The sequence below is a fragment of the Saccharothrix stipae genome (assembly GCF_054781895.1).
Window position 1 is genome coordinate 499,883 of the sequence record NZ_BAAGTN010000005.1, and the last position, 23,909, is coordinate 523,791.

At 71.3% G+C, this 23,909-nt stretch carries 13 protein-coding genes, 1 tRNA gene and 1 pseudogene; 8 read left to right on the forward strand and 7 right to left on the reverse strand.

The annotated features are described in order from the left end of the window. Nucleotides 1–27: 27 nt before the first annotated feature. Together ACYVLT_RS11265 and ACYVLT_RS11270 are read right to left on the reverse strand one after the other, a co-directional pair. Nucleotides 28–1,035: a LacI family DNA-binding transcriptional regulator gene (locus ACYVLT_RS11265; RefSeq protein WP_461120057.1), complete on the reverse strand. Its 1,008-nt coding sequence runs from the start codon at nucleotides 1,033–1,035 to the stop codon at nucleotides 28–30. Nucleotides 1,036–1,046: 11 nt separating this feature from the next. Then, entirely contained in the window at nucleotides 1,047–2,597 is a 1,551-nt protein-coding gene (locus ACYVLT_RS11270; protein WP_461120058.1) for a glycoside hydrolase family 13 protein, read from the reverse strand. Nucleotides 2,598–2,769: 172 nt separating this feature from the next. Between ACYVLT_RS11270 and ACYVLT_RS11275 the strand changes: the two genes are divergently transcribed. Continuing rightward, entirely contained in the window at nucleotides 2,770–4,374 is a 1,605-nt protein-coding gene (locus tag ACYVLT_RS11275) for a carbohydrate-binding module family 20 domain-containing protein (protein WP_461120059.1), read from the forward strand. A gap of 185 nt (nucleotides 4,375–4,559) precedes the next feature. On the opposite strand, the gene ACYVLT_RS11280 is transcribed toward ACYVLT_RS11275, so the two are convergent. Continuing rightward, entirely contained in the window at nucleotides 4,560–9,533 is a 4,974-nt protein-coding gene (locus tag ACYVLT_RS11280) for an NAD-glutamate dehydrogenase (RefSeq protein WP_461120060.1), read from the reverse strand. Between the two features lie 1,221 nt (nucleotides 9,534–10,754). On the opposite strand from ACYVLT_RS11280, the gene ACYVLT_RS11285 reads away from it, so the two are divergent. Further along, a complete protein-coding gene (locus tag ACYVLT_RS11285; RefSeq protein ID WP_461120171.1) occupies nucleotides 10,755–11,471 on the forward strand; it encodes a hypothetical protein in 717 nt (238 codons plus the stop codon). Between the two features lie 1,617 nt (nucleotides 11,472–13,088). Here the strand turns inward: ACYVLT_RS11285 and ettA are convergent. After that, on the reverse strand, nucleotides 13,089–14,765 hold the full coding sequence (gene ettA / locus ACYVLT_RS11290; protein WP_461120061.1) for an energy-dependent translational throttle protein EttA: 1,677 nt from the start codon (nucleotides 14,763–14,765) through the stop codon (nucleotides 13,089–13,091). A gap of 1,000 nt (nucleotides 14,766–15,765) precedes the next feature. After that, nucleotides 15,766–16,257 (reverse strand): single-stranded DNA-binding protein, encoded by a 492-nt coding sequence (locus tag ACYVLT_RS11295; RefSeq protein WP_461120062.1) that lies wholly within the window; start codon nucleotides 16,255–16,257, stop codon nucleotides 15,766–15,768. A 164-nt stretch (nucleotides 16,258–16,421) separates the two neighbouring features. Between ACYVLT_RS11295 and ACYVLT_RS11300 the strand changes: the two genes are divergently transcribed. Genes ACYVLT_RS11300 through ACYVLT_RS11310 form a run of 3 tightly spaced genes read left to right on the forward strand, consistent with a single transcriptional unit; the run spans nucleotide 16,422 to nucleotide 18,807 of the window. Further along, complete coding sequence (locus tag ACYVLT_RS11300) at nucleotides 16,422–17,048, forward strand: TetR/AcrR family transcriptional regulator (protein WP_461120063.1); 627 nt, start codon at nucleotides 16,422–16,424, stop codon at nucleotides 17,046–17,048. 10 nt (nucleotides 17,049–17,058) lie between these two features. Continuing rightward, complete coding sequence (locus ACYVLT_RS11305) at nucleotides 17,059–17,988, forward strand: ATP-binding cassette domain-containing protein (protein WP_461120064.1); 930 nt, start codon at nucleotides 17,059–17,061, stop codon at nucleotides 17,986–17,988. A 15-nt stretch (nucleotides 17,989–18,003) separates the two neighbouring features. Beyond that, the gene (locus tag ACYVLT_RS11310; RefSeq protein WP_461120065.1) at nucleotides 18,004–18,807 is read left to right on the forward strand and encodes an ABC transporter permease; all 804 of its coding nucleotides are present in this window, start codon (nucleotides 18,004–18,006) and stop codon (nucleotides 18,805–18,807) included. Here the strand turns inward: ACYVLT_RS11310 and ACYVLT_RS11315 are convergent. Further along, nucleotides 18,804–20,756: a cytochrome c oxidase assembly protein gene (locus tag ACYVLT_RS11315; RefSeq protein ID WP_461120066.1), complete on the reverse strand. Its 1,953-nt coding sequence runs from the start codon at nucleotides 20,754–20,756 to the stop codon at nucleotides 18,804–18,806. The genes ACYVLT_RS11310 and ACYVLT_RS11315 overlap by 4 nt on opposite strands. Nucleotides 20,757–20,835: 79 nt before the next feature. On the opposite strand from ACYVLT_RS11315, the gene ACYVLT_RS11320 reads away from it, so the two are divergent. Then, complete coding sequence (locus tag ACYVLT_RS11320; protein ID WP_461120067.1) at nucleotides 20,836–21,414, forward strand: DUF3558 family protein; 579 nt, start codon at nucleotides 20,836–20,838, stop codon at nucleotides 21,412–21,414. A 262-nt stretch (nucleotides 21,415–21,676) separates the two neighbouring features. On the opposite strand, the pseudogene ACYVLT_RS11325 reads toward ACYVLT_RS11320, so the two are convergent. Then, nucleotides 21,677–22,567, reverse strand: a pseudogene (locus ACYVLT_RS11325) (MFS transporter); the annotation flags it as partial. Between the two features lie 63 nt (nucleotides 22,568–22,630). Here ACYVLT_RS11325 and ACYVLT_RS11330 point away from each other — a divergent pair. Together ACYVLT_RS11330 and ACYVLT_RS11335 are read left to right on the forward strand one after the other, a co-directional pair. Next, nucleotides 22,631–23,686 carry a LacI family DNA-binding transcriptional regulator gene (locus ACYVLT_RS11330; protein ID WP_461120068.1) on the forward strand — a complete coding sequence of 352 codons (1,056 nt, stop codon included), beginning with the start codon at nucleotides 22,631–22,633 and terminating at the stop codon, nucleotides 23,684–23,686. A 124-nt stretch (nucleotides 23,687–23,810) separates the two neighbouring features. Next, nucleotides 23,811–23,883: transfer RNA gene (locus ACYVLT_RS11335), tRNA-Arg, on the forward strand. Nucleotides 23,884–23,909: the final 26 nt, after the last annotated feature.

Below are 23,909 nucleotides of genomic sequence, written 5' to 3' on the forward strand. Positions count from 1 at the left end.
GGGCGAGGACGTGTCGGACGGACGGGGTCATCTGGGTCGGGCGCCGGTCGAGCCGCGCACCACGAGCTCCGGCTGGAACACGAACTCCGCGTGGGCGGCCGACAGGGAACTCCTCAGCGTGCCGCCGATCTCCTCCAGCAACGCGTGCACGGCCGCCTGGCCCATGGCCTCGACCGGCTGGCGGATCGTGGTCAACGGCGGGTCGGCGAACACGATCAGCGGCGAGTCGTCGAAGCCGACCACGGAGACGTCGCGCGGCACGGTCAGGCCGCGGTGGCGGGCCGCGCGGATCGCGCCGAACGCCATCAGGTCGCTGCCGCACACGATCGCCGTGCAGCCGCGGTCCAGCAGGGCGTTGGCCGCCGCCTGGCCGCCCTCGACCGTGAACAGGGAGTGCTCGACCAGGTGGGAGGCCTGCGGGCGGACGAGCGTGAAGCCCTCCACCATGCGCTGCGCGGGCACGAACCGCGGTGGGCCGACGGCCAACCCGATCACCTCGTGCCCGAGCTCGACCAGGTGCGACACGGCGAGCCGGACGGCCGCCCGGTTGTCCACCGACACGAACGGGGCGGACACCTGGTCGGTGTACCCGTTGATCATCACGAACGGCACGCCCCGCCCGGCCAGCTTGACGTACCGGTCCTTGTCGGCGGTCGTGTCGGCGTGCAGCCCGGACACGAACACGATCCCGGTGACGCCGCGGTCGACCAGCATCTCGGTCAACTGGTCCTCGGTCGAGCCGCCGGGCGTCTGCGTGCACAGCACCGGCGTGTAGCCGTCCCTGGTCAGCACCTGCTCGATGACCTGCGCCAACGCCGGGAAGATCGGGTTGTTCAACTCGGGTGTGATCAACCCGATCAACCCGGCGCTGCGCTGCCGGAGCCTGGGCGGGCGCTCGTAGCCGAGGACGTCCATCGCGGCGACCACGGCCTGGCGGGTGGCGGCGGAGACGCCCGGCTTGCCGTTGACCACCCGGCTGACCGTCGCCTCGCTCACGCCTGCCTGGGTCGCGATGTCACTGAGCCGCGCTGTCACACCGGGTGACTCTACGGGCGCGACAGCCACACAGTCGTGTCCGGCGGCACCAGGACGTCCGCGTCCTCGGTCGCGAATCCACCCGAGGCGAGCACCACCCGGCCGTCGGCGGGCAGCCGTGCCACGTCCGGGCCGAGGTTCACCGCGCAGGTGAACGCGCCGCGGCGGAACGACAACACGCCCTCGGGCACGTCCAGCCACTCCACGGAGGAGCCCGCGCCGAGGTCGGGGTGCTCACGTCGCACGCGCAGCGCGTCGCGGTAGAGCTCCAGCACCGAGTTCGGGTCGCCGGTCTGGCTCGCGACGCTCAGCCCCGCCCAGTCAGCCGGCTGCGGCAGCCACGAGCCGCCGTCGCCGAAACCGAACGACGGGCCGTCCGGCGTCCACGGGATCGGCACGCGGCAGCCATCCCGGCCGCGGTCGGTGTGGCCGGACCGCTCCCACACCGGGTCCTGGAGCACGTCCTCGGGCAGGTCCAGGACCTCGGGCAGGCCCAGTTCCTCGCCCTGGTAGACGTACGCGCTGCCGGGCAGGGCCAGCATCAGCAACGCGGCGGCACGCGCCCGCGCCACGCTGCCGTACCGCGTCGCGTGCCGCCGCACGTCGTGGTTGGACAGCACCCACGTGGTCGGCGCGGCCACCGGCGCCATCGCGGCCAGCGAGTCGTCGATGACCTGCTTGAGGTCGGCGGCGCGCCACTCGGCGGTCAGGTAGTGGAAGTTGAACGCCTGGTGCAGCTCGTCGGCGCGCAGGTAGCGGGCGGTGCGCTCGGGGCTGGGCGTCCACGCCTCGGCCACGCCGATCCGGTTGCCCGGGTAGGAGTCGAGCACCTTGCGCCAGTCGCGGTAGATCTCGTGCACGCCGTCCTGGTCGAAGAACGGCAGCGCCTCGGTGCCCAGCAGCTTGAGGTGACCGGGCGTGCCCACGTCCGGCAGGCCGTCGGCCTTGACCATGCCGTGGGCGACGTCGATGCGGAAGCCGTCCACGCCGAGGTCGAGCCAGAAGCGCAGCACGTCGAGGAACTCGTCGCGCACCTCCGGCTGGTCCCAGTTCAGGTCGGGCTGCTCGGGCGCGAACAGGTGCAGGTACCACTGGCCGTCGGGGACCCGCGTCCACGCCGGGCCGCCGAAGACGGACTCCCAGTCGTTCGGCGGCTGCTCGCCGCGGCCGTCGCGGAAGTGGTAGCGGGCGCGTTCCGGCGAGCCGGGCGCGGCCTCGAGCGCCTGCCGGAACCACGCGTGCCGGTCGCTGGTGTGGTTGGGGACCAGGTCGACGATCACCCGGATGCCCAACTCGTGCGCGTCCCGGACCAGCGCCTCGGCGTCGTCGTTGGAACCGAACAGCGGGTCGACGGTCCGGTAGTCGGCCACGTCGTAGCCGCCGTCGGCCATCGGGGACTCGTAGAACGGCGTGATCCAGACCGCGTCCACGCCGAGGTCGGCCAGGTAGGGCAGTCGGGAGCGGATGCCGGGCAGGTCACCGACGCCGTCGCCGTTCGAGTCGGCGAAGCTGCGCACGTAGACCTGGTAGATGACGGCCTCGCGCCACCAGTCCTGCGTCATGGGGTGTCCTTCCGGATCGGTTCCGCCGGAGGGCAATGAAATACTTTGCAAGTGTTTTCAGCAAGTCTGGCAGCTGGTATGACCTAGAGCACATCCCTGCCACCTAGGAGACAACGTGGTTTCCGCCAGTCGACGCGCTTTGTGCGCGATAGCCGTCCTCCTGTTCAGCCTCTTGGCGGTTCCGCAAAGTTTTGCGGCGCCGCCGTCCGCGAAGGACGTCACCGCCACCCTGTTCCAGTGGCCGTTCTCGCGGGTCGCCGCCGAGTGCACGAACGTGCTCGGGCCCAAGGGCTACGGGTTCGTGGAGGTCTCCCCCGCCACCGAGCACATCCAGGGCTCCCAGTGGTGGACCTCGTACCAGCCCGTCAGCTACCGCATCGCCGGTCGCCTCGGTGACGAGGCCGCGTTCCGCGCCATGGTGAACACCTGCCACGTGGCGGGCGTCAAGGTCATCGCGGACGCGGTGATCAACCACATGAGCGCCGGGTCGGGCACGGGCACCGGCGGCTCGTCGTACACGAAGTACGCCTACCCCGGCATCTACAGCGACTGGGACTTCCACTCGTGCCGGTCGCACATCAGCGACTACCGCAACCGCGACAACGTGCAGAACTGCGAACTGGTCGGGCTGTCGGACCTGGACACCGGCAGCGACTACGTGCGCGGCCGGATCGCGACGTACCTGAACCACCTGATCTCGCTCGGGGTGGACGGGTTCCGGGTGGACGCGGCCAAGCACATGCCCGCGGCCGACCTGTCCGCGATCAAGTCCCGGCTGAGCAACCCGAACGTGTACTGGGTGCACGAGGTGATCTACGGCGCCGGTGAGGCCGTGCAGCCCGGCGAGTACACCGGGTCGGGCGACGTGGACGAGTTCCGGTACGCCTACGACATCAAGAGGATCTTCGCCAACGAGAACCTGGCCTACCTGAGCACGTTCGGGCAGTCGTGGGGTTTCCTGCCGAGCGGGCAGGCACGGGCGTTCGTGGACAACTGGGACACCGAGCGCAACGGGTCGACGTTGACCTACCGCGACGGCTCCACCTACACGTTGGCGAACGTGTTCATGCTGGCCTGGCCCTACGGTTCGCCGAACGTGTACTCGGGGTACGAGTTCTCGAACCACGACGCGGGACCGCCCGGCGGTTCGGAGTGCTACACGTCCGGGTGGAAGTGCCAGCACCGGTGGACGCAGATCGCGTCGATGGTCGGCTTCCGCAACGCCGTGGCCGGCACGTCGGTGGGCAACTGGTGGGACAACGGCGGTGACGCGATCGCGTTCGGGCGGGGCGCCAAGGGCTTCGTCGCGATCAACCGCGAGGCGTCGTCGTTGACGCGGACGTTCCAGACCTCGCTGCCCGCCGGGTCGTACTGCAACGTGCAGAAGGAGGGGTGCGTCGCGGTCGCGGTCGGGTCGAACGGCCAGTTCACCGCGACGTTGGGCGCCGGTGAGGCGTTGGCGCTGCACGTCGGCGCGACCGGGGGCAACCCGCCCGTCGGCGCCGCGTCGTTCGCGGTGAACGCCACGACCTCGGTGGGGCAGAACGTCTTCGTGGTCGGGGACCACGCGGCGCTGGGCGCGTGGAACCCGGCGAACGCGGTGGCGCTGTCCTCGGCCACCTACCCGGTCTGGCGGGCCTCGGTGTCCCTGCCCACCGGGACCGCGTTCCAGTACAAGTACCTCCGCAAGGAGGCCAACGGCGCGGTGACCTGGGAGAGCGGGACCAACCGATCCGCCACATCACCGGCGACGCTGAACGACACCTGGCGCAACTAGCCCCGCCCACCCGGAGGCTCGCTTCGCAGGGGATCCCGCCGCTTCGCAGGGGTCCCCGCCAGGGGGTCCCCTGCTTTCATCATCCCAGAGGGGTCCGACACTTCCGGGCCGCGCGGTGTCGGCGGGCTCCGGTTCGGGTGCGGGATCCGGGGTGTCGCGGTCCGCGCCGCGACACCCCGGAGACGTCAGCGGATCATGCTGCGGACTTGGCGCGCGGCCACGGAGAGGGTGGCCAGGTCGAGCTTGGTGACCCGGTTGATCTCGGCCAGCGCGGCGCGCGCCCGGCCCAGTCGCGAGGAGTTGGTCTGCTCCCACTTGGCGATCTTCTCGTCCGCACCGTCACCCGGGTCGGCCGAGCGCAGCACGTCGATCGTGATCGACCGCAGCGACGAGTAGAAGTCGTCCCGCAGCGCCAGGCGCGCCAACGAGTGCCAGCGGTTCAGCCGTTCCAGCCCCGACACCGAGCTGAGCATCCGGTCGACGTCCAGGTGGTCGGACAGCGCGAAGTACAGCTCCGCCGTCTCCTCGTGCGTCCGCTCCTGCCCGGTCGCGCCCTCGCCCTCCTCGCGCTCGGCGAGTTCGGCCACCTCGGTCACGTCCAGCAGCCCGTAGGTGAACAGCAGCCCGGCGATCCGCCGCGCCAGCTCCACCGGCACGCCGTGGCCCACCAGCCGTTCGACGTGCTCCAGCACGGACTCCTTCTCGTGCCCCTGGAGCATGTCGATCGTGCGCGGCGCCAGTTCGGCGACCACCGGGGCGAACCGGCTGATCGTCGACCCGACCGCGAGCGGCTGGGGCCGGTTGGTGAGCAGCCAGCGCGACGCGCGGTCGAGCAGGCGGCGGGTCTCCAGCACCATGTCGTCCTGCACGTCGGTCGGCACGACGGTGTCCAGCGCCCGGATCTCCCGCCACAGCGACGGCAGGTCGTAGATCGCCGTCACCACGGTGTAGGCGCGCACCGCGTCCGTCGCCGAAGCGCTGAGCTCCTCGGCCAGGCGGAACGGGTAGGACACCCCGCCGCCGTCCACGACCTCGTTGACCAGCACCGTGGTGATGATCTCGCGGGACAGCGGGTGGCTGCCGATCGCGTCGGCGAACCGCTCCCGCAGCTCGCTCGGGAAGTAGTCGGGCAGCCGGCGGGCCAGCACGTCGATCGTCGGCAGGTCGCTGGCCAGCACCTCCTCCTTCAACGCCAGCTTCACGTGCGCGAGCAGCGTGGCCAGTTCCGGCGAGGTGAGGCCGTCGCCCGCCTTCTCCAGCGCCTTGAACTCCGCCGGGCTCGGCAGCGCTTCCAGCGTCCGGTCGAGCGCGCCGCGCTGTTCCAGGTCGGCGACCAGGCGCGCGTGCACCGACAGCATCGGCGCGGCGTGCGCGCGGGAGACGCCGAGCACGGCGTTCTGCGAGTAGTTGTCGGCCAGCACCAGCTCGCCGACCTCGTCGGTCATCTGGCCCAGCAGCTCGTTGCGCTGGTCCTGGTCGAGCCGGCCGTCCCGGACCAGCTCGTCCAGCATGATCTTGATGTTGACCTCGTGGTCGGAGCAGTCCACGCCCGCGGAGTTGTCCAGCGCGTCGGTGTTGACCTTGCCGCCCCGCCCGTCGGGTCCACCGGCACGGGCGAACTCGATCCGGCCGCGTTGGGTCAGGCCCAGGTTGCCGCCCTCGCCGACGACCTTCACCCGCAGGTCCGCGCCGTCGACCCGGATCGCGTCGTTGGCCTTGTCGCCGACCTCGGCGTGCGACTCCGCGCCGGCCTTCACGTAGGTGCCGATGCCGCCGTTCCACAGCAGGTCGACCGGCGCCAGCAGGATCGCCTTCATCAGCTCCTGCGGCGACAGCTTCACCACGCCCTCGGCCAGGCCCAACGCCACCCGCGCCTGCTCGCTGACCGGGATCGACTTGGCCGTGCGCGGCCACACGCCGCCGCCCTCGCTGATCAGCGAGCGGTCGTAGTCGTCCCAGGACGAGCGGGGCAGCTCGAACAGCCGCTTGCGCTCGGTGAAGCTCGTGGCGGCGGTCGGGTCCGGGTCGATGAAGACGTGCCGGTGGTCGAACGCGGCCACCAGCCGGATGTGCTCGGACAGCAGCATCCCGTTGCCGAACACGTCACCGGACATGTCGCCGACGCCGACGACGGTGAACTCCTCCGACTGCGTGTCCGTGCCCAGCTCGCGGAAGTGCCGCTTCACGCTCTCCCACGCGCCCTTGGCGGTGATGCCCATCGCCTTGTGGTCGTAGCCGACGGAACCGCCGGACGCGAACGCGTCACCCAGCCAGAAGCCGTAGGACTTCGACACCTCGTTGGCGATGTCGGAGAACGACGCCGTGCCCTTGTCCGCCGCGACCACCAGGTAGGTGTCGTCACCGTCGTGCCGGACGACCTGGGGCGCGGGCAGCACCGTGCCGGCGTTCAGGTTGTCGGTCAGGTCCAGCAGGCCGGAGATGAACTGCCGGTAGCAGGCGATCCCCTCGGCCAGCAGCGCCTCGCGGTCCAGGCCCTGGTCGCCGGTCGGGGTCGGCGGCTTCTTCAGCACGAACCCGCCCTTCGCGCCCACCGGCACGATCACCGCGTTCTTCACCGCCTGCGCCTTCACCAGGCCCAGGATCTCGGTGCGGAAGTCCTCGCGCCGGTCGGACCAGCGCAGACCACCCCGCGCCACCGGGCCGAACCGCAGGTGCACGCCCTCCAGGCGCGGCGAGTACACGAAGATCTCGAACCGCGGCCGCGGCTGCGGCAGGTCCGGGATCGCGCGCGGGTTCAGCTTCACCGCCAGGTACGGGCGCGGGTTGCCGTCGACGTCGCGGACGAAGTAGTTCGTGCGCAACGTGGCCTGCACCAACGTGAGCAGGCTGCGCAGGATGCGGTCCGCGTCGAGGCTGGTCACGTCGTCGATCATCGCGGTGATCTCGTCGACCAGGTGCTCGGTGCGGCCCGCGCGCTGCTCGTCGGACAGGCCCGGGTCGAACCGCGCCTCGAACAGCCGCACCAGGGCCGTGGCGACCTCGGTGTGCGCGAGGACGGCGTCCTCGATGTAGTCCTGGCTGTACGGCGTGCCCGCCTGGCGCAGGAACTTGGCGTAGGCGCGCAGCGTCGCCGCCTGCTGCCACGTGACGCCCGCCTTGAGCACGAGGGTGTTGAAGCCGTCCACCTCGGCCTCACCGCGCCACGAGGCGGCGAACGCGTCCTGGAACCGGGTGCGCACCGACTCCTGGTCCTCGCCGGACAACTTGTCGAGCGTGCCCTGGTCGATGCGCAGGCCGAAGTCGTAGATCCAGCACTCGACGCCGTCGTCGCGGGTCAGCTCGTAGGGCCGCTCGTCCACCACGACCACGCCCATGCGCTGCAGCATCGGCAGCACGTCGGACAGCGTCAACCGGGCGCCGACGAGGAACAGCTTGAACCGCCGTTCACCCGGCTCCACCTCGCGCGGCGCGTAGAAGGCCAGGTCCAGGTCACCGGGCTGGAGCGCCTCGATGCGCCGGAAGTCCGCCAGGCCCTCGGCGGCGGTGAAGTCCTCCTTGTACGCCTCGGGGAACGCCGCGGCGATCCGCTGGCCCTGCTCCGAGGACGACTCCGCGCCCAGGCCGCTGCCCTGGTCCAGGACCGCCTCGACCATCCGGTCGTCCCAGGAGCGCACCGCCTCGGCCAGCAGCTGCTGGATGTGGGCGGAGTCCGGCTCGGCCTGGCGGGCCGGGTCGGTGTGCACGGTGAAGTGCACGCGGGCCAGCGCGGACTCGCCGACGCGGGCGCTGTACTCCAGGTTGACCCCGCCGAGCTGGTCGATCAGCACTTCCTGCATGGCCAGCCGCGACGTCGTCGTGTAGCGGTCGCGCGGCAGGTAGACCAGGCACGAGTAGAAGCGGCCGTACGGGTCGCGGCGCAGGAACAGCCGCAGCCGGCGGCGTTCGGCCAGCGCGATCACGCCCGTGACGGTCTGGTAGAGGGTGTCCGTGTCGACCGAGAACAGCTCGGTGCGGGGGTAGTTCTGGATCACCTCCAGCATCCGCTGGCCCGAGTACGAGTGCAGCGGGAAACCGGCGCGGTGGATGACGTCGCGGACCCGGCGTTCGATGGCCGGGATGTCCAGCACGTCCTCGTGCAGGGCGGTGGTGGAGAAGACGCCCAGGAACCGGTGCTCACCGGTCACGTTGCCCTCGGCGTCGAAGGTCTTCACGCCCACGTAGTACGGGTAGACCGACCGGTGCACGCTCGACTGCGCGCTGGCCTGCGTCAGGACGAGCAGTTCCGATGACAGTGCCTGCGCGCCCGCGTCCGGGCCCGCGGTCAGGCTGCGCGCCGCGAGGCTGTCCTGTCTGAGCACACCGAGACCACTCGCGAGGACCGCCCGCAGCGCGGGTTCGCCGTCGGTCGCCGGGTCGTCGCGGACCAGTTCGTAGCGGCGGTAGCCGAGGAAGGTGAAGTGGTCGTGGGCCAGCCAGCGCAGCAGGTTCGCGCCGTCCCGCACGTCGTGGCCGGGCAGCGGCGGCGGGTCGGACTCCAGCTCCTCGGCCAGGTGCAGGGCCGTGCCGGTCATCTTGTCGGTGTCCTCGACGACCTCGCGGACGTCGTTGAGGACGGTGTGCAGCTTGGTCTCCAGCTCACGCGCCCGGTCGGGGTCGGTGAGGAGGTCGACCTCGATGTACATCCACGACTCGGCCAGCGCGTCGCCCGGCGGGTCGGCCGGGTCGGCGGTCGGCATGACCTCCTGCAGGGCGCCCGTCACCAGGTCCCGGCGCACCACGACGATCGGGTGCACCACCCGCTGCACCTGCACGCCGCCGCGGGTCAGCTCGGAGGCCACCGAGTCGACCAGGTACGGCATGTCGTCGGTGACCACCTGCACCACCGTGGCCGGGCACGTCCAGCCGTCGTGCGCGCGGGTCGGGTTGAGGATCCGCACCACCGGACGACCGGGCACCCGGGTCTCGGCGAGCTGGTAGTTCGAGCGCACCGCACCCACCAGGTCGACCGGGTCGTCGTCGTTGACTTCCTCGGCGGGCACGTGGCGGTAGTAGAGGCGGATGAGGTCGGCGAGCTCGGGGGCGTTGGCTGCGGCCCGTTCGATCAATTCGTCACGAACCTGTTCGGGACTGGCCGGGCGGGCCGCGCCGTCGTCGCGGGCGGCGAGCTCGGATCGGGACGGGACTCCAGTCGAGGTCATGTTCAGGCGACTCCACGCTATCCGGTACCTCTGTGTACCGGGTCCGCGCACAACTTAACCAGACGCGCGCGAACCCCGTTCGTACAACCCTCGCACTGAATCGAACAACTTGCCGGAAAGTGGCAATTCGCTACGACACAGGCCATTTTCCGGCTTTGTTACCGGCGGGGAACCTTATTAGAACCTCAAATCATTTCACGCTTCGGGAAGTGTCCACGTGTCGAACCGGGCGGCGGGGTCGACGCGCTGGATCGGGGCCGTGGTCTCGTTGTCGGACTCGGGCGGGGTGCTCCCGACAGGTGAGATGGGGACGGTGTCCTCGTCCACCCGGCCGGCGGCCTCGTCCTCGCGTCGGGCGTCCTCGTAGGCGACCAGGGCCTCGGCGAGGAGCTCGGCCAGGCTGAGGTCGCTCTTGTGGCGGCGTGAGGCGCGGGTGGCGCTGGGTGAGTCGAGGGCGGGTGGTGTCGGTTCGACGACGAGGGGCGGCAGGTCGATCGTCTTGCCGCCGACGACGACGGCCGTGACGAAGGGCTCCTTCGGTTCCTCGCCCGCGGCCGTCGGGGTCGGCGCTTGATCCGTCGGCGGGGCGTCGTCGTGCTCCACGTCCGCGGCGCTGAGGAATCCGGTGGGGCCGAAGCGCGAGGACTGCGGCGGCGGTGCGGGCGCCGTTTCCGGTGACGGGCCGGAGGGCACCGGGTCGGGGATCGGGACCGGCGGCACCTGGTCCGGCTCGGGGACACCCGGCACCTGGTCCGGTTCGGGCGTCGTCTCGTCCTCGGGTGCGTCCACGTCGGCCGGCGGGAAGACCGGCCGCTCCCGCACCTCAGCGGGTTGCTCCGGCACCGACGGCAACGGGTAGTCGGGCGGCTCGGGCACCCGGGCGGTGGGGATGACGGGCCCCTTCACGAAGGCCGCGCCGAGCCCGACCGGTGGCACGTCGTCACGAACGACGGGCTGGACCATCGTCGGCGAGTCGAACATGTCGACCGGCGGTGGTTCCTCGGACCGCAACCGCGGCGGCGGTTCGACCCGCCACTGCACGGGCTCGTGTTCGTTCCGCTGCACGGTGTCGTCCTGCACGGGGTCTTCCTGCAAGGGGTGATCCTGCACGGGGTCTTCCTGCACAGGGTTTTCCTGCCTGGTGTTTTCCTGCACAGGGTTCTGCTGCGCGGAGTTTTGCTGGGCGAGGATCTGCTGCACGGGGTCGTGTTGCGCGGGGTCGTGTTGCGCGGGGTCGTGTTGCGCGGGGCTGTGTTCCACGGGGTCGTGTTGCACTGGCTCGGGAGTCGTGTCCTCGTCGGCGTCGGGAGCGCGCCGCCGACCGCCCGCGCGCTGCGGGTCGAGAAGACCGGCGGCTTTCAACGTGTCCAGCACGCTCGCGTCGGCGCCCTGGTCACCGGAGGAACGCTCACCCTCACCCTCGGCTGCCTCACGAGCAGCCCTCCGCCGGCCACTGCGCACCGCACCGGCCGCAGCGATCAACCCGGCCGCGGGCACGCTCCGCTCGGGGACCTCGGGCACGGTCCGGTCGCCGGCCTCGGGGACACCCGGTTCACCGACCCCGGCCGCGCCGATGTCTCGCTGCACGATGCCGAACCCACCCACACCAAGCCCGGCACCGGTCGTACCGATGCCCGGCTGTCCGCCAACCCGACCACGGTCGGGCGCGCCCGAAACCGGCTGCGCCCCACCGACTACAACCCCGCCCGTCCCGACGCCACCGGCGGGACTGCCCGCAGCCCGACCCGACCCGTCAGCCACCACACCACCCACCGGTTCGACGGCCGACACCGCGGCACCCTGCTGCGGCCCGCCACCGGACCCGGCCACCCCCGACCCGCCGGCGTGAGCATCCACCGGACCGGGGCGAGCGTCGGCCGGCACCGCGTCACCGGCGGCCGGACCTGCGGGAGTGCTGTCGGCGGCAGTGGCGGGTGAGCCGTGGGGTGCGCCGCCGGGCGTCGTTCCGGCCGTCCCCGCGGTGCCCGTCGGTGTGGCGGCGGGCGGGGGCGGGAAGCCCTCGGCGATTGAGGCTGCTGCGGCGGCGTGAGTGTCGTTGTCGGGTTCCGGGGTCGCCGCGGCCGGAGTCGGGTCCGGCGGCCTGGCTTGGCCGCTCCTCGCGTGTTCCGGGCGTCCCTGGGTGAAGGGCGGTGGGGTGGTCTCGGGTTCCGGGGCTCGGCGGCGGCCTCCCGGTGCCGGTGCGTTCTCGGTCTCGCCGAACGGTTGCACCAGGCGCCAGCGGTCGGCGGCGTGTGCCCTCGCGGCCGAGAGGCCTTCCACCGTCATGTCCTCCGCCGCACGCCGGGAGCGCTTGACCCGGATGCCCTCGCTGCGGTGCATCTGGACCGGCCGCCACTGGCGGAGCTGCTGCTTGACCTCGGGCGCCAGTCCCGGATCCGTGGGGGGCGCGACGGGCGGGGTCGCGGTGCGGAGCAGGGCGGCCAGCTCGTCGTGCAGGCCGCCCACCGGCCTGCGGTGCACGCCCGCGAACTCGGCGGCGAGCCTGGCCCGCACGGCGTAGACCGCCCTGGCCCTGCGGCGTTCGGCGGCGTGCGCCGAGCGGAGGTTGGCCAGCGCCTCGACCAGGTCGCCCGCCACCTCGTGGACGTGCGCCAGCGCGAGCAGGCTCTCCGCGAGCAACGTGTCCAACTGGTGGCGCTCGGCGCTGTCGGCGGCGTCACGCAGCAGGTCACGCGCCTGGTCGACACGGCCTGCGGGCAGGTGGACCCTCGTGGCCAGCGCGAGCCGGAGCCACCCGGTGGTGGACGCCGACGGCGCCCGCACGGGGCGTTCCAGGAGCGGCGTGCCGACCTCCGACGCCTCGCCCGGCTTGTTCAGGTCCAGCAGCGCGCAGACCAGCTCGACCGTGAGCCTGCCCCGGACCTGCCCGTTGTCGGCCTCGGCCTCCTTCAGGCGATCCAGCAGGCCCAGGCCGTCACGGGCCGCGGCGACCGCCGCCCGCAGGTCGCCCCAACGGCGGTGCTGGCCCGCGGCGGACGCGCGGAGCAGGCCGCGGTGCAGGAGGGTCGTGTCGTGGTCCAGCAGCGGATCCGCCTGGTAGAGGCGGTCCGCTTCGTCCAGGGCCTGGGCGAGCGCCGCGCCGCGGCCCACCGACACCAGGCACTCGCTGGCCTGGACCAGCGCGGTGGCCCGCAGGCCCGGCGGGACGTCGTCGGCTTCCAGCACCGGGCGGACTGCGGCGAACCCGGTGAGGGGCGCGCCGACCGACCGGGCGCTGTCCGCCAGTTCGACCCGCAGCCGCCAGGCCGTCTCCTGCTCGGACGCGGCCTCGGCCGCCTTGAGGGCGTCCAGTGCCCGGTCCGCGATCCGGACGCCCCGGCCCATGCGGTTGCTCGCGAAGACCACCAGGGCCTCCGCGCGCAACCTGTCGACCTCGTCACGGCGGGTGGAGGCGAGCGCGACCGCGCGCTCACCCAGCACCAGAGCAAGCTCCGGTGCCCGCCAACGCAGCCGCCAGGCGGGCACGACCAGCGTGCTCACCTCGACGTCCGCCTGCGCCTCGCCCCTCGCCGCCACGATGTCGGTACCCGGCTCTCAGTCCCGAGTGAGCTTGCGGTAGGTCACGCGGTGCGGTCGCGCCGCCTCCGCGCCGAGGCGCTCGACCTTGTTCTTCTCGTAGCCCTCGAAGTTGCCCTCGAACCAGTACCACTGCGACGGGTTCTCGTCCGTGCCCTCCCACGCCAGGATGTGGGTGGCGACGCGGTCGAGGAACCACCGGTCGTGCGAGATGACCACGGCGCAGCCGGGGAACTGCTCAAGCGCGTTCTCCAGCGAGCCCAGGGTCTCGACGTCCAGGTCGTTCGTCGGCTCGTCCAGCAGGATCAGGTTGCCGCCCTCCTTGAGGGTCAGCGCCAGGTTGAGCCGGTTGCGCTCACCGCCGGAGAGCACGCCCGCCGGCTTCTGCTGGTCCGGGCCCTTGAACCCGAACGCGCTGACGTACGCCCGCGACGGCATCTCGACGTTGCCGACGTGGATGTAGTCCAGGCCGTCGGAGACGACCTCCCACACGTTCTTCTTCGGGTCGATGCCGCCGCGGTTCTGGTCGACGTAGGACAGCTTGACCGTCTCGCCGATCCGGACGGTGCCCGAGTCCGGCTCCTCCAGCCCCACGATGGTCTTGAACAGCGTCGTCTTGCCGACGCCGTTCGGACCGATGACGCCGACGATGCCGTTGCGCGGGAGGCTGAACGACAGGCCGTCGATCAGCACCCGGTCGCCGAAGCCCTTCTTCAGCTTGTCGACCTCGACCACGACGCTGCCCAGACGCGGGCCCGGCGGGATCTGGATCTCCTCGAAGTCGAGCTTGCGCGTCTTCTCCGCCTCCGCGGCCATCTCCTCGTAGCGGCCGAGGCGGGCCTTGGACTTGGCCTGCCGGGCCTTGGCGCCCGACCGGACCCACTCCAGCTCGTCCTTCAGCCGCTTCTGCAGCTTCTGGTCCTTCTTGCCGCTGACCGCCAGCCGCTCGGCCTTCTTCTCCAGGTAGGTGGAGTAGTTGCCCTCGTACGGGTGGGCCCGACCGCGGTCGAGTTCGAGGATCCACTCGGCGAGGTTGTCCAGGAAGTACCGGTCGTGTGTGACGGCCAGCACGGCGCCCGCGTACTGCGCCAGGTGCTGCTCCAGCCACAGCACGCTCTCGGCGTCCAGGTGGTTGGTGGGCTCGTCGAGCAGCAGCAGGTCCGGCTTGCTCAGCAGCAGCTTGCAGAGGGCCACCCGGCGGCGCTCGCCACCGGAGAGCGTCGTGACGTCGGCGTCCGGCGGCGGGCAGCGGAGGGCGTCCATCGCCTGCTCCAGCTGGGAGTCGAGGTCCCACGCGTTCGCGTGGTCCAGGTCCTCCTGGAGCTGGCCCATCTCCTCCATCAGCTCGTCGGAGTAGTCGACGGCCATCTTCTCGGCGATCTCGTTGTAGCGGTCGAGCTTCACCTTGATCTCGCCGAGGCCTTCCTGGACGTTGCCCAGGACGGTCTTCTCCTCGTTGAGAGGCGGTTCCTGCTGGAGGATGCCGACCGTGTAGCCCGGCGCGAGGAAGGCCTCGCCGTTGCCCGGCGTGTCCAGGCCGGCCATGATCTTCAGCACGCTCGACTTACCGGCGCCGTTGGGACCGACGACGCCGATCTTCGCACCGGGGAGGAACATGATGGTGACGTCATCCAGGATGACTTTGTCCCCGTGCGCCTTGCGCACCTTCTTCATGGTGTAGACGTACTCGGCCATGCCCGCGATCGTAGAGCGGTGCCGATCGGGCCCGAACCTCGGACGCCGGCAACGGACGGGGCACAACGCAGAGTTAACGCGAACGTGGGTCACCCACAGTCGTAACACGACCGTCGGGCACGCCTGGCGCGACCCTGCGACCAGCGACTCCGACCGGATGCGCGAACTCGGTGCGCTGTCAACCCCCGATGCCTGCGTGCGGACCCGGCCCTGGCGCCGGCCCGACGACCTCCCCCCTCCACGCTCACAACGGCGACGACTGCCAGCGCATTCTCCGCTGCGATCGGGCCAACGGAAGCCCATGTAGCCCGATTGGCTCAGAACGGCACTTCGGTCACCTCCTTCGGACGCTCAGCGTCACCTGCCAAGGCCAACGTCACCCATCAGCACCAGCCGAAGCCCTTCCGCCACGCAGGACACGGCGAACTCCGGCACCACCCCTGGCCCGGCAGCGCCCACGGTTCGGCAGCGCCCGTCGCGAGCCCGTTCTCACCGGCCAAGACCGGCGACGCCCTTTAGGACCAGCGAGAACTCCTCCACTGCGTGCGACGCAGCGAGCGCCTGCACCACCCACAGCCCGGCAGCACCCGTCACGAACCACACCGACACGGCGGCCCGTGACCGGGTTGGAACGGCACGTCGGCCACCGCCGCCGGAGTCTCCGCCACACCGGCCAAGAGCGGCGTCACCCTTCAGGACCAGCAGAAACACCTCCCCTGCGCGCGACCCGGCGAACTCCGGCACAACCCATGGCAGCACCCGTCGTGAGCCCTCCCCACCGGCATGACGGCCCGTGACCGGGTCGGAACGGCACGTCGGCCACCTCCCTCAGATGCTCAGCCACACCGGCCAAGAGCGGCGTCATCCTTCAGGACCAGCGGAAGCTCCTGAGCTGCGCGCGACGCGGCGGGATCCTGGAGCACCTGCGGCGGCAGCGCCTACGGCATGGCGGCGCCCGTCGGGGGCCCGTCCACACCGGGCATGGCGGCACGTGATCAGGTCAGAACGGGACTTCGGCCACCTCCTTCGGGTGTTCCGCCTCACCTGGCAGGGCCAGCGGCAGTTCGTCCTCCCGGCGGGAGGCGGCGATCTCCGGCGCGGCCCGTGCCTCGACGGCGTCCGGTGTCAGCCTGGTCCTCGTCGGTGTGGCCGTGCACAGGGCGAGGTTGGGCCCGATCGCGGTCGCCTCGATCTCGACGAACGGCCGCACCGTCCCCTCGTACTCCTTCTCCTTGATCGTCAAGCGGCCGGTGACGACCACCGGGTCGCCCTTGTTCAACGACGCGCGCGCGTTGTCCGCGAGCATCCGCCAGCACGACACCGACAGGAACATCCGCGCGCCGTCCTCCCAGGTGCGCTGCTCCCGGTCCCAGACGCGCTCCGCGGTGAACAACCGGAACTTCGCCCGACTGAACCCGGTGCCGACCGTGCTGTGGCTGACCGGGCTGGCGACGTTGCCGCAAATGGTGACCCTGGACTCGTTGAAAGCCATGTCCGCTCCCTCGTGGTGATCGGTTGGGTCCAGGTTGCCGGGAGGTGGGCCGGCGTGGCAGCGGCGGTCGCGGATCTGTGGACAACTGGTTGAAGCAAGCATAATCACAATGAGTGAGCACTCACTCGTTGACATGAGTGAGGACTCACTCATAAGCTGGCACCATGCCCGAGGAGACCGGCCAACGCCGTCGACGCGCACCCGCGATGAGCACCGAGGACCGCCGCGAGGCGATCGTCGCCGCCACGGTCCCGCTGCTGTTCGCCCACGGCGCCAACGTCACGACCAGCCAGATCGCCAAGGCGGCCGGCATCGCGGAGGGCACCGTCTTCCGGGCGTTCAAGGACAAGCAGGAGCTCATCCGCACGTCCGTGCGCAGCGTGCTGGCGGTCGACGCCGAACTGGAGTTGATCGAGCAGGCGCGGCAGGCGAACGCGCTGGCCGACCGCCTCTCCTGGGCCATCAGCGCCGTCTCCGGCTACCTGGACCGGATGTGGAACTTGATGAGCGTGCTCCGCGACTCGGGCTACGACCCGCACGAGGACCACGACGAGCACGGCAAGAAGCGCGAGCACAAGGGACCGCCGGTCGAGATGCAACGCCTCACCGAGCAGGTCGCGTCGCTGTTCGGCCCGGACGACGACCTGCGCGTCGAGCCGTCCCTGGCCGCACGCCTGCTGCTCGGGCTCGTGTTCACCAACCGCATGCAGGGCAACGGCTTCAGCGAGTCCACCGCCGACGCCGACCAGCTCGTGGAGCTGTTCCTGCACGGCGTGCTGAAGAACGACTGAGGGGGAAGCAGTGGCGGACATGATGATCGAGGCGACCGACGTCGGCAAGGCGTTCGGCGCGCAGCAGGCGCTCGACGGGGTGAGCATCGCCGTGCCCAAGGGCACCGTGCTCGGCCTGCTCGGCCACAACGGAGCGGGCAAGACGACGCTGGTCAACGTCCTGACCACGATGTTCCCGCCGGACTCGGGCCACGCCGAGGTGGCCGGGTTCGACGTGGTCGCGCAGGCCCACCAGGTGCGCAGCCGGATCGGCCTGACCGGCCAGTTCGCCGCCGTGGACGAGCAGCTGTCCGGCCTGGACAACCTCATCCTGATCGCACGGCTGCTCGGCGCGAGCCCGCGTGAGGCCCGGACCAGGGGTAACGAGCTGCTGGAGCTCTTCGGGCTGGCGGACGCGGCCAAGCGACCGTCCCGCACCTACTCCGGTGGCATGCGGCGGCGCCTCGACCTGGCCGCGAGCCTGGTCGGGCACCCCGAGGTGATCTTCCTGGACGAGCCGACCACGGGCCTGGACCCGGCGAGCAGGCTCGGCCTGTGGGAGATCGTGGAAGGCCTGGTCACCGACGGCACCACGGTCCTGCTCACCACGCAGTACCTGGACGAGGCCGACCGCCTGGCCGACTCCATCACGGTGCTCGCGCAGGGCAAGGTCGTCGCCGCGGGCACCAGCGCCGAGCTCAAGGCCCAGGTGGGCAAGCGCACGGTCACCGTGACCCTCGCGGACGTCTCGGACGTCCCCAAGGCCACCGAGGCCCTCGCACGGGCCGGTATGCAGCCCGTGCCGGCGCAGAACACGCTCACCGCGCCCGTCACGTCGTCCCGCGAGATCGCCAAGGTGGTCCGCGCGCTGGACGAGGTCGGCCTGGAGGCCACCGAGCTGGCCCTGGGCGAGCCGACCCTGGACGACGTCTACCTCACCCTCGCGCAGCACGCGGCCTGAACAGGAGCCACCCTGATGACGACCCTCACCGCCGCGCCGCGTTGGCGCGGCACCGACTTCGGCACCCAGGTGCTGGTGCTGACCCAACGGTCGCTGCGCGCGCTGGTCAACGACCCGCGCATGATCGTGTTCAGCATCCTCCAGCCGCTGATCATGCTCACCCTGTTCAGCCAGATCTTCGCCGGCATCGCCACCACACCGGGCTTCCCGCAGGGCGTGGCGTACATCGACTTCCTGATGCCCGCGATCCTGGTCAACACCGCCATGCAGTCGGCGTTGCAGGCCGGGGTCGGCCTGGTCACGGACATGAAGAACGGCGTGCTGGCGAGGTTCCGCTCGCTGCCCATCCGGCCGGGTTCGGTGCTGGTCGCACGCAGCCTGTCCGACCTGGTCCGCACCGCGATCCAGCTGGTGCTGATGCTGGTGTTCGCGGTCGTGGTCTTCGGCTACTCGCCCGCCGGCGGCGTGGCGGGCACCGCGGCGGCGCTCGCGCTGGCGCTGGCCGTCGGCTGGGGTCTGGGCTGGATCTTCCTGGCCGTCGCGGCGTGGCTGCGCAACGCCGAGCTCATGCAGACCGTGGGCTTCCTGGCGATGTTCCCGCTGATGTTCGCGTCGAGCGCGTACGTGCCGATCAGCGGGCTGCCGGGCTGGCTCCAGGCGGTCGCGAACGTGAACCCGTTGACGTTCGCGGTGGACGCGGCGCGTTCGTTGGCGCTCGCCCAGCCCGTGACGGGGGTGGTCGGCGCGCTGGTCACGAGCGCCGTGCTGGGCGTCGCCGGGTGGCTCGTCGCCGTACGGGGCTTCAAGCGCCCGCTCTAGTCCTTCCCGGACATCTTCCGCAGCATCGCGTTGTACGCCGCCAGGTCCGCGTCACCGTCCGCGTCCGCCCGCCGGTCCGCCCGGCGGGCGTCACGGCCGTCCGACCTGGCCCACTGCACCAGCAACGCCACCATCACCACGATCAGCGGCAGCTCGCCGGCCGCCCACGCGATGCCGCCGCCGAGCCGCTGGTCCTCCAGCTGCGACGTCACCCAGGGCAGGCCCAACGACCGGTAGAAGTTGTCGCCGATCACGGTCTGCGAGCTCATCAGCACGATGCCGAAGAACGCGTGGAACGGGATCGAGGCGAACAGCAGGCCCAGCCGTCCCAACGGCGGCAGCCGGTTAGGCGCCGGGTCGATGCCGATCACCGGCCAGTAGAAGACGTAGCCGACCAGGATGAAGTGGGCGTTCATCGCCAGGTGCGCCCAGTGGTAGTCCAGCGCGCCGTCGAACAGGCCGGAGAAGTACAGGCCGTAGAACGAGCCCACGAACAGCGCCAACGCCACGAACGGGTTGGTCAGCACCTTCGCCACCGGCGAGTGGACGAACGCCAGCAGCCACTCGCGCGCCCCGGGCGGGTTGCCCTTGCCCGCCGTGGGCAGCGCGCGCATCGCCAACGTCACCGGGCCGCCCAGCACCAGCAGGATCGGCGCCAGCATGGACAGCAGCATGTGCGCTTCCATGTGGATGCTGAACATCGCGGGCGCGTACCGGCCCACGCCGGACGACGTGGCGAACACCACGGTCAGGCAGCCCGCCACCCACGCGACCGTGCGGCCGACCGGCCACGCGTCGCCGCGCTTGCGCAGCCGTCGCACGCCCAGCAGGTACAACACCGCGAGGGCGATGAAGATCGAGCCGAAGACCAGGTCGAACCGCCAGTCGAACAGCAGCCGCCACAGGGTCGGCTCCCCGAACAGGTCGTAGCCGATGCGCAGCTCCACCGTGCTGGGCAGCACCCGGCCCTCGACCGGCGGAGGCGTGCGGCTCAGCGCGGCGGCCAGGCCGAGCGTGAGGAACATCAGCAGCACCTCGACGCCCGCGAGCCTCACCAGCGAGCGCCCGGAGCCGGTGGCCACCACCTGCTTCACGCTCTTCTCGCGCTGGAAGTAGCCCACGACACCGAGGACGACCAGCGCGACCGTCTTGCCGAGCACCAGCAGGCCGTACTCACTGCCGAACAACTGGCTCACCGGCAACCGCACCCACGCGTTGATCACGCCGGAAGCCGCCATCACGACCCAGCAGACCAGCGCGAGCCTGGAGAACCGCGTCGTCGCCAACCCCAGGTGGTCGCCGCCCCGCCTGCCGTGCGCCAGCAGCGCGATCAGGCCGCCGACCCACAACGCCGCCGCGATCAGGTGGTACAGCAGGCTGTTCGTGGCCACGTCGTGCGAGCCGCCGCCCGACGAGTGCCCCGTCACGGCCACCGGCACCAGCGCGAACACCGACAGGAAGAAGAGCGGCACGGTCCAGCCCCACGACAGCACCAGCCGGCAGCCCAGTGCCAGCAGCGCCACGATCACCGCCGTGAGCATCCACGCCTTCGACTGCTCCACCAACCCGGCCACCTGGAACAGCACCGACGGCTCCAGCAGCGCCGTCACCGGCTGCCCCAGCGCGTCGGCCACCGTGAACGGCACGGACAGCACCGCGCCCACCGTCCACACCAGCGCCGCCCAACCCGCCGTGCGCACGGCCGCGTAACCGTCCGCGGCCAGCGTGCCGTTCTCCTGCGGGGGCACCAGGAACGCCGCCAGCAGCAGCGAGCCGATGGTCACCACGGCGGCGGCCTCGGTCAGCACGCGCACGACGATCAGCCCGGACGCGTCACCACCGGTGAGGACGAGCAGCCCGGCCGCGACCAGCGCGGCTATCGTCGTGCCGACGATCAGCAGGGGGATGAGACCGGTCCGCCGGGTGCGGGAAGGCGCTTCAGTGGGCACGGCACGAGCGTAGGCGGCGCGACCGGACCGCCACCAACCGCCGGACGTGCGCAGATCACACCCACTACCGTTGCTGGACGTGACCAGTTCTCGCACGGTGCTCGTGATGGCATTGGCCCTGCTCCTCTCGGCCGGGTGCAGCTACTCCGTCAACGGGGACGCGTTGCCCCAGGCGGGCGTCACACCGTCGACCACCTCGTCCGCGCCCACCGGGTCCGCGGGCGCACCGAAGGTCGCCAAGCCGCGCACGGTCGTCGGCGTCGAACCGTGCTCGCTGCTCAACGCCGCCGACCTCAAGTCGATCGGTCCGTACAAGAAGGAGCCGGCGCGCAAGGACGACGTGATCCAGGAGTCGTGCCAGTACGTGCTCGACGACGGCTCGAAGGCCGGCCGCACCGTGGTGGCCGCGCTCTACCAGAAGTACGAGCAGGTGCGGACGCGGCAGGCCAAGGGCCGCGAGGTGGTCGTGGAGGGGCACTCGACGTGGGTGCTGTGCGAGCTGAGCGGCAGCGAGATGGCCTGCACCGCGACCCTGGCGGTGAGCGCCAACCGCAGCGTCCTGGTGGCGATGGCCCAGCCCGGCGGCGTCCCCGAGCAGATGCTCGCCGCGATGCAGCCGCTGCTCAAGGCTGCCCTGGACCGGCTTCCGATCGCGTGACCTCACGGGCGCGCGACCGGCGCGCCAGCAGCACCGCGGGCACCATCAGCGCGATCACGACCGCCACGAAACCCAACGAGACCGACAGGTTGCTGACGTGCGCGATACCGCCGACGACCGGCGGGCCCAGCAGGAAGCCGGTGTAGGCGACCGTCGTCACCAGGCCGATCTCGCGCTCACCGCCCGTGCCGTCGGCGCGCTTGCCCGCGTCACCGGCCAGGTCCATGATCACCGGGAACGCGAACGCCAGGCCGAGGCCCGCGAGGGCGAACCCGACGTAGCCGAGGGCGGGCAGCGGCACGAGCACGGCCAGGGCCAGACCCGCGGCCGCCACCACCGCACCCATCGCGAGCAGCCGGTACGGGCCGAGGCGGCGTTGCGCGGGTTCGCCGAGCAGGCGGGCGGTGGCCATCGCGATCGAGAACCCCGCGTAGGCGGCCGCGGCCGCCGCCTCGCTGACCCCCCGTTCGTTGACGAAGAACAGCGCCGACCAGTCCGAGGCCGCGCCCTCGGCGATCGCGGAGCACAGCGTGATGGTCGCGAGCAGCCACAGCAACGGCCGCTTGAGGACCGGGCGGTCGTCCTTGGGCGTGTCGGCGGTCTCGCCGGTCGCGCCCGGCACGGCCCTGATCACCCACGCCATCAGGACCGCGCCGATCACCGCGACCGTGATCAGGTGGCGGGTGAGGTCCCAGCCCACGCTCGCCGCGGCCGCCGCGCCCAGCGAACCCACCAGACCGCCGACGCTGAAGCCCGCGTGGAACTGCGGCATCAGTGGCCGGTCCAGGCTGCGGGTGACGGCCACCGCGGCCACGTTCATGCCCACGTCCACCGACGCGCCGCACGCGCCCAGCACGAACAGGACCAGCCCCAGTTGGAAGGGCGTGTCGGCCAGCGTCAGCGCGGGCACGGCCAGGACGGTGACCGCCGCGCCCACCACGATCAGCTTCCGCGCACCCGCTCTAGCACAGATCCTGGCCGCGAACGGCGCCGTCACCGCGAGGCCCACGCTCGCGCCGAACAGCGCCAGGCCGAGCGTGGCCTCGGTCGCGCCCACCTGGGCGGCCAACGCGGGCATGCGCGCGGCCCAGGACAGGAAGAGCGCCCCGTTGAACAGGAACACCGCGAAGACGGCGATGCGTGGCGTGGGCATGCTTTCGAGTGTGAACTAGAGCGCTTCAGAACGTCCAACCGATTACCTGGTTACGCTCATCACGTGGACCGCCCTCGCAAGCCGACGCTCGACACGGTGGCCGGTGCGGTCGGTGTGTCGCGTGCCACGGTGTCCAACGCGTACAACCGGCCGGACCAGCTGTCCGCCGCGTTGCGCGAGCGGATCATGGAGACGGCGGCGTCCCTGGGTTACGCGGGGCCCGACCCGGTGGCGCGCAGCCTGGCGACCAGGCACAGCGCGGCCGTCGGGTTCATGCTCGGGCAGGGGCTGTCGGCGTCGTTCGCCGACGCGGCGCTGTCGATCGTGCTGGACGGGCTGGCGTCGACCGTGGACGGGCACGACCACTGCCTGGTGCTGATGCCCGGGCGGGACAAGGGCGGGCCGCGGCCGGAGACCGTGACCAGGGCGCAGGCGGACGTCGTGGTGGCCTATTCGCTGCCGGACGACGCGCCCGCGCTGGCGGCCGTGCGGGCGCGGGGGCTGCCAATGGTGGTGATCGACCAGCCCGTGCTGCCGGACACGGCCCGGGTCGAGGTGGACGACTTCGGCGGGGCGCGGCTGGCGGCGGCGTCGCTGTGGGACTCGGGGCACCGGCGGTTCGGCGTGGTGACGTTCGCGCTGCACCCGGACGGGCACAACGGCCCGGTGACGCCCGCACGGCTGGCGTCGACGTCGTTCCGGGTGACCCGCGACCGGCTGCACGGGTACTTGGACGTGACGGGGGCGGACACACCGGTGTGGGAGTGCGCGCGCAGCAGCCGTGAACTGGGCCGTGCGGGGGCCCGCGCCCTGCTGTCCGCGTCCCCGCGGCCGACGGCGTTGCTGTGCGCTTCGGACGAGTTGGCGTTCGGCGCGCTCCAGGCCGTGCGGGACCTGGGCCTGCGCGTGCCGGTCGACGTGTCGGTGGTCGGGTTCGACGACGTGCCGGCGGCCGAACACGCAGACCCACCGTTGACTACGGTGCGTCAGCCCCTGGTCGAGAAGGGTCGCCAAGCCGGCGAGCTGGCCCTCCGCCTCCTCGACGGCGGCAGACCAGGCGAGCCGACAAGACTGGCGGTTTCCCTCGTCTCGCGCGACTCGACGGCCCCACCAAAGTGATCCATATCACTTTTTAGCCCTCTCGACCGCCCTTCTCGCGCCGGACGGAAACGCGACGAGTCTTCCGGACGATGTGTCCGGTGGGGCGGCTACGCTGCTACAGCGCGTGGCCACAGCCCCTCCAGCCTCCGTAGCTCAGTGGAGAGAGCGAGGGACTTCTAATCCCGAGGTCGCAGGTTCGAATCCTGCCGGGGGCGCGCAAGCGCTGCTAGACGTGGTGTGG

What these genes read in the sequence shown, in the direction of transcription:
- ACYVLT_RS11295 (WP_461120062.1), bottom strand. Translation starts at nt 16,257, where the DNA reads ATGGCTTTCAACGAGTCCAGGGTCACCATTTGCGGCAACGTCGCCAGC.
- ACYVLT_RS11280 (WP_461120060.1), bottom strand. Translation starts at nt 9,533, where the DNA reads ATGACCTCGACTGGAGTCCCGTCCCGATCCGAGCTCGCCGCCCGCGAC.
- ettA (WP_461120061.1), bottom strand. Translation starts at nt 14,765, where the DNA reads ATGGCCGAGTACGTCTACACCATGAAGAAGGTGCGCAAGGCGCACGGG.
- ACYVLT_RS11300 (WP_461120063.1), top strand. Translation starts at nt 16,422, where the DNA reads ATGCCCGAGGAGACCGGCCAACGCCGTCGACGCGCACCCGCGATGAGC.
- ACYVLT_RS11270 (WP_461120058.1), bottom strand. Translation starts at nt 2,597, where the DNA reads ATGACGCAGGACTGGTGGCGCGAGGCCGTCATCTACCAGGTCTACGTG.
- ACYVLT_RS11310 (WP_461120065.1), top strand. Translation starts at nt 18,004, where the DNA reads ATGACGACCCTCACCGCCGCGCCGCGTTGGCGCGGCACCGACTTCGGC.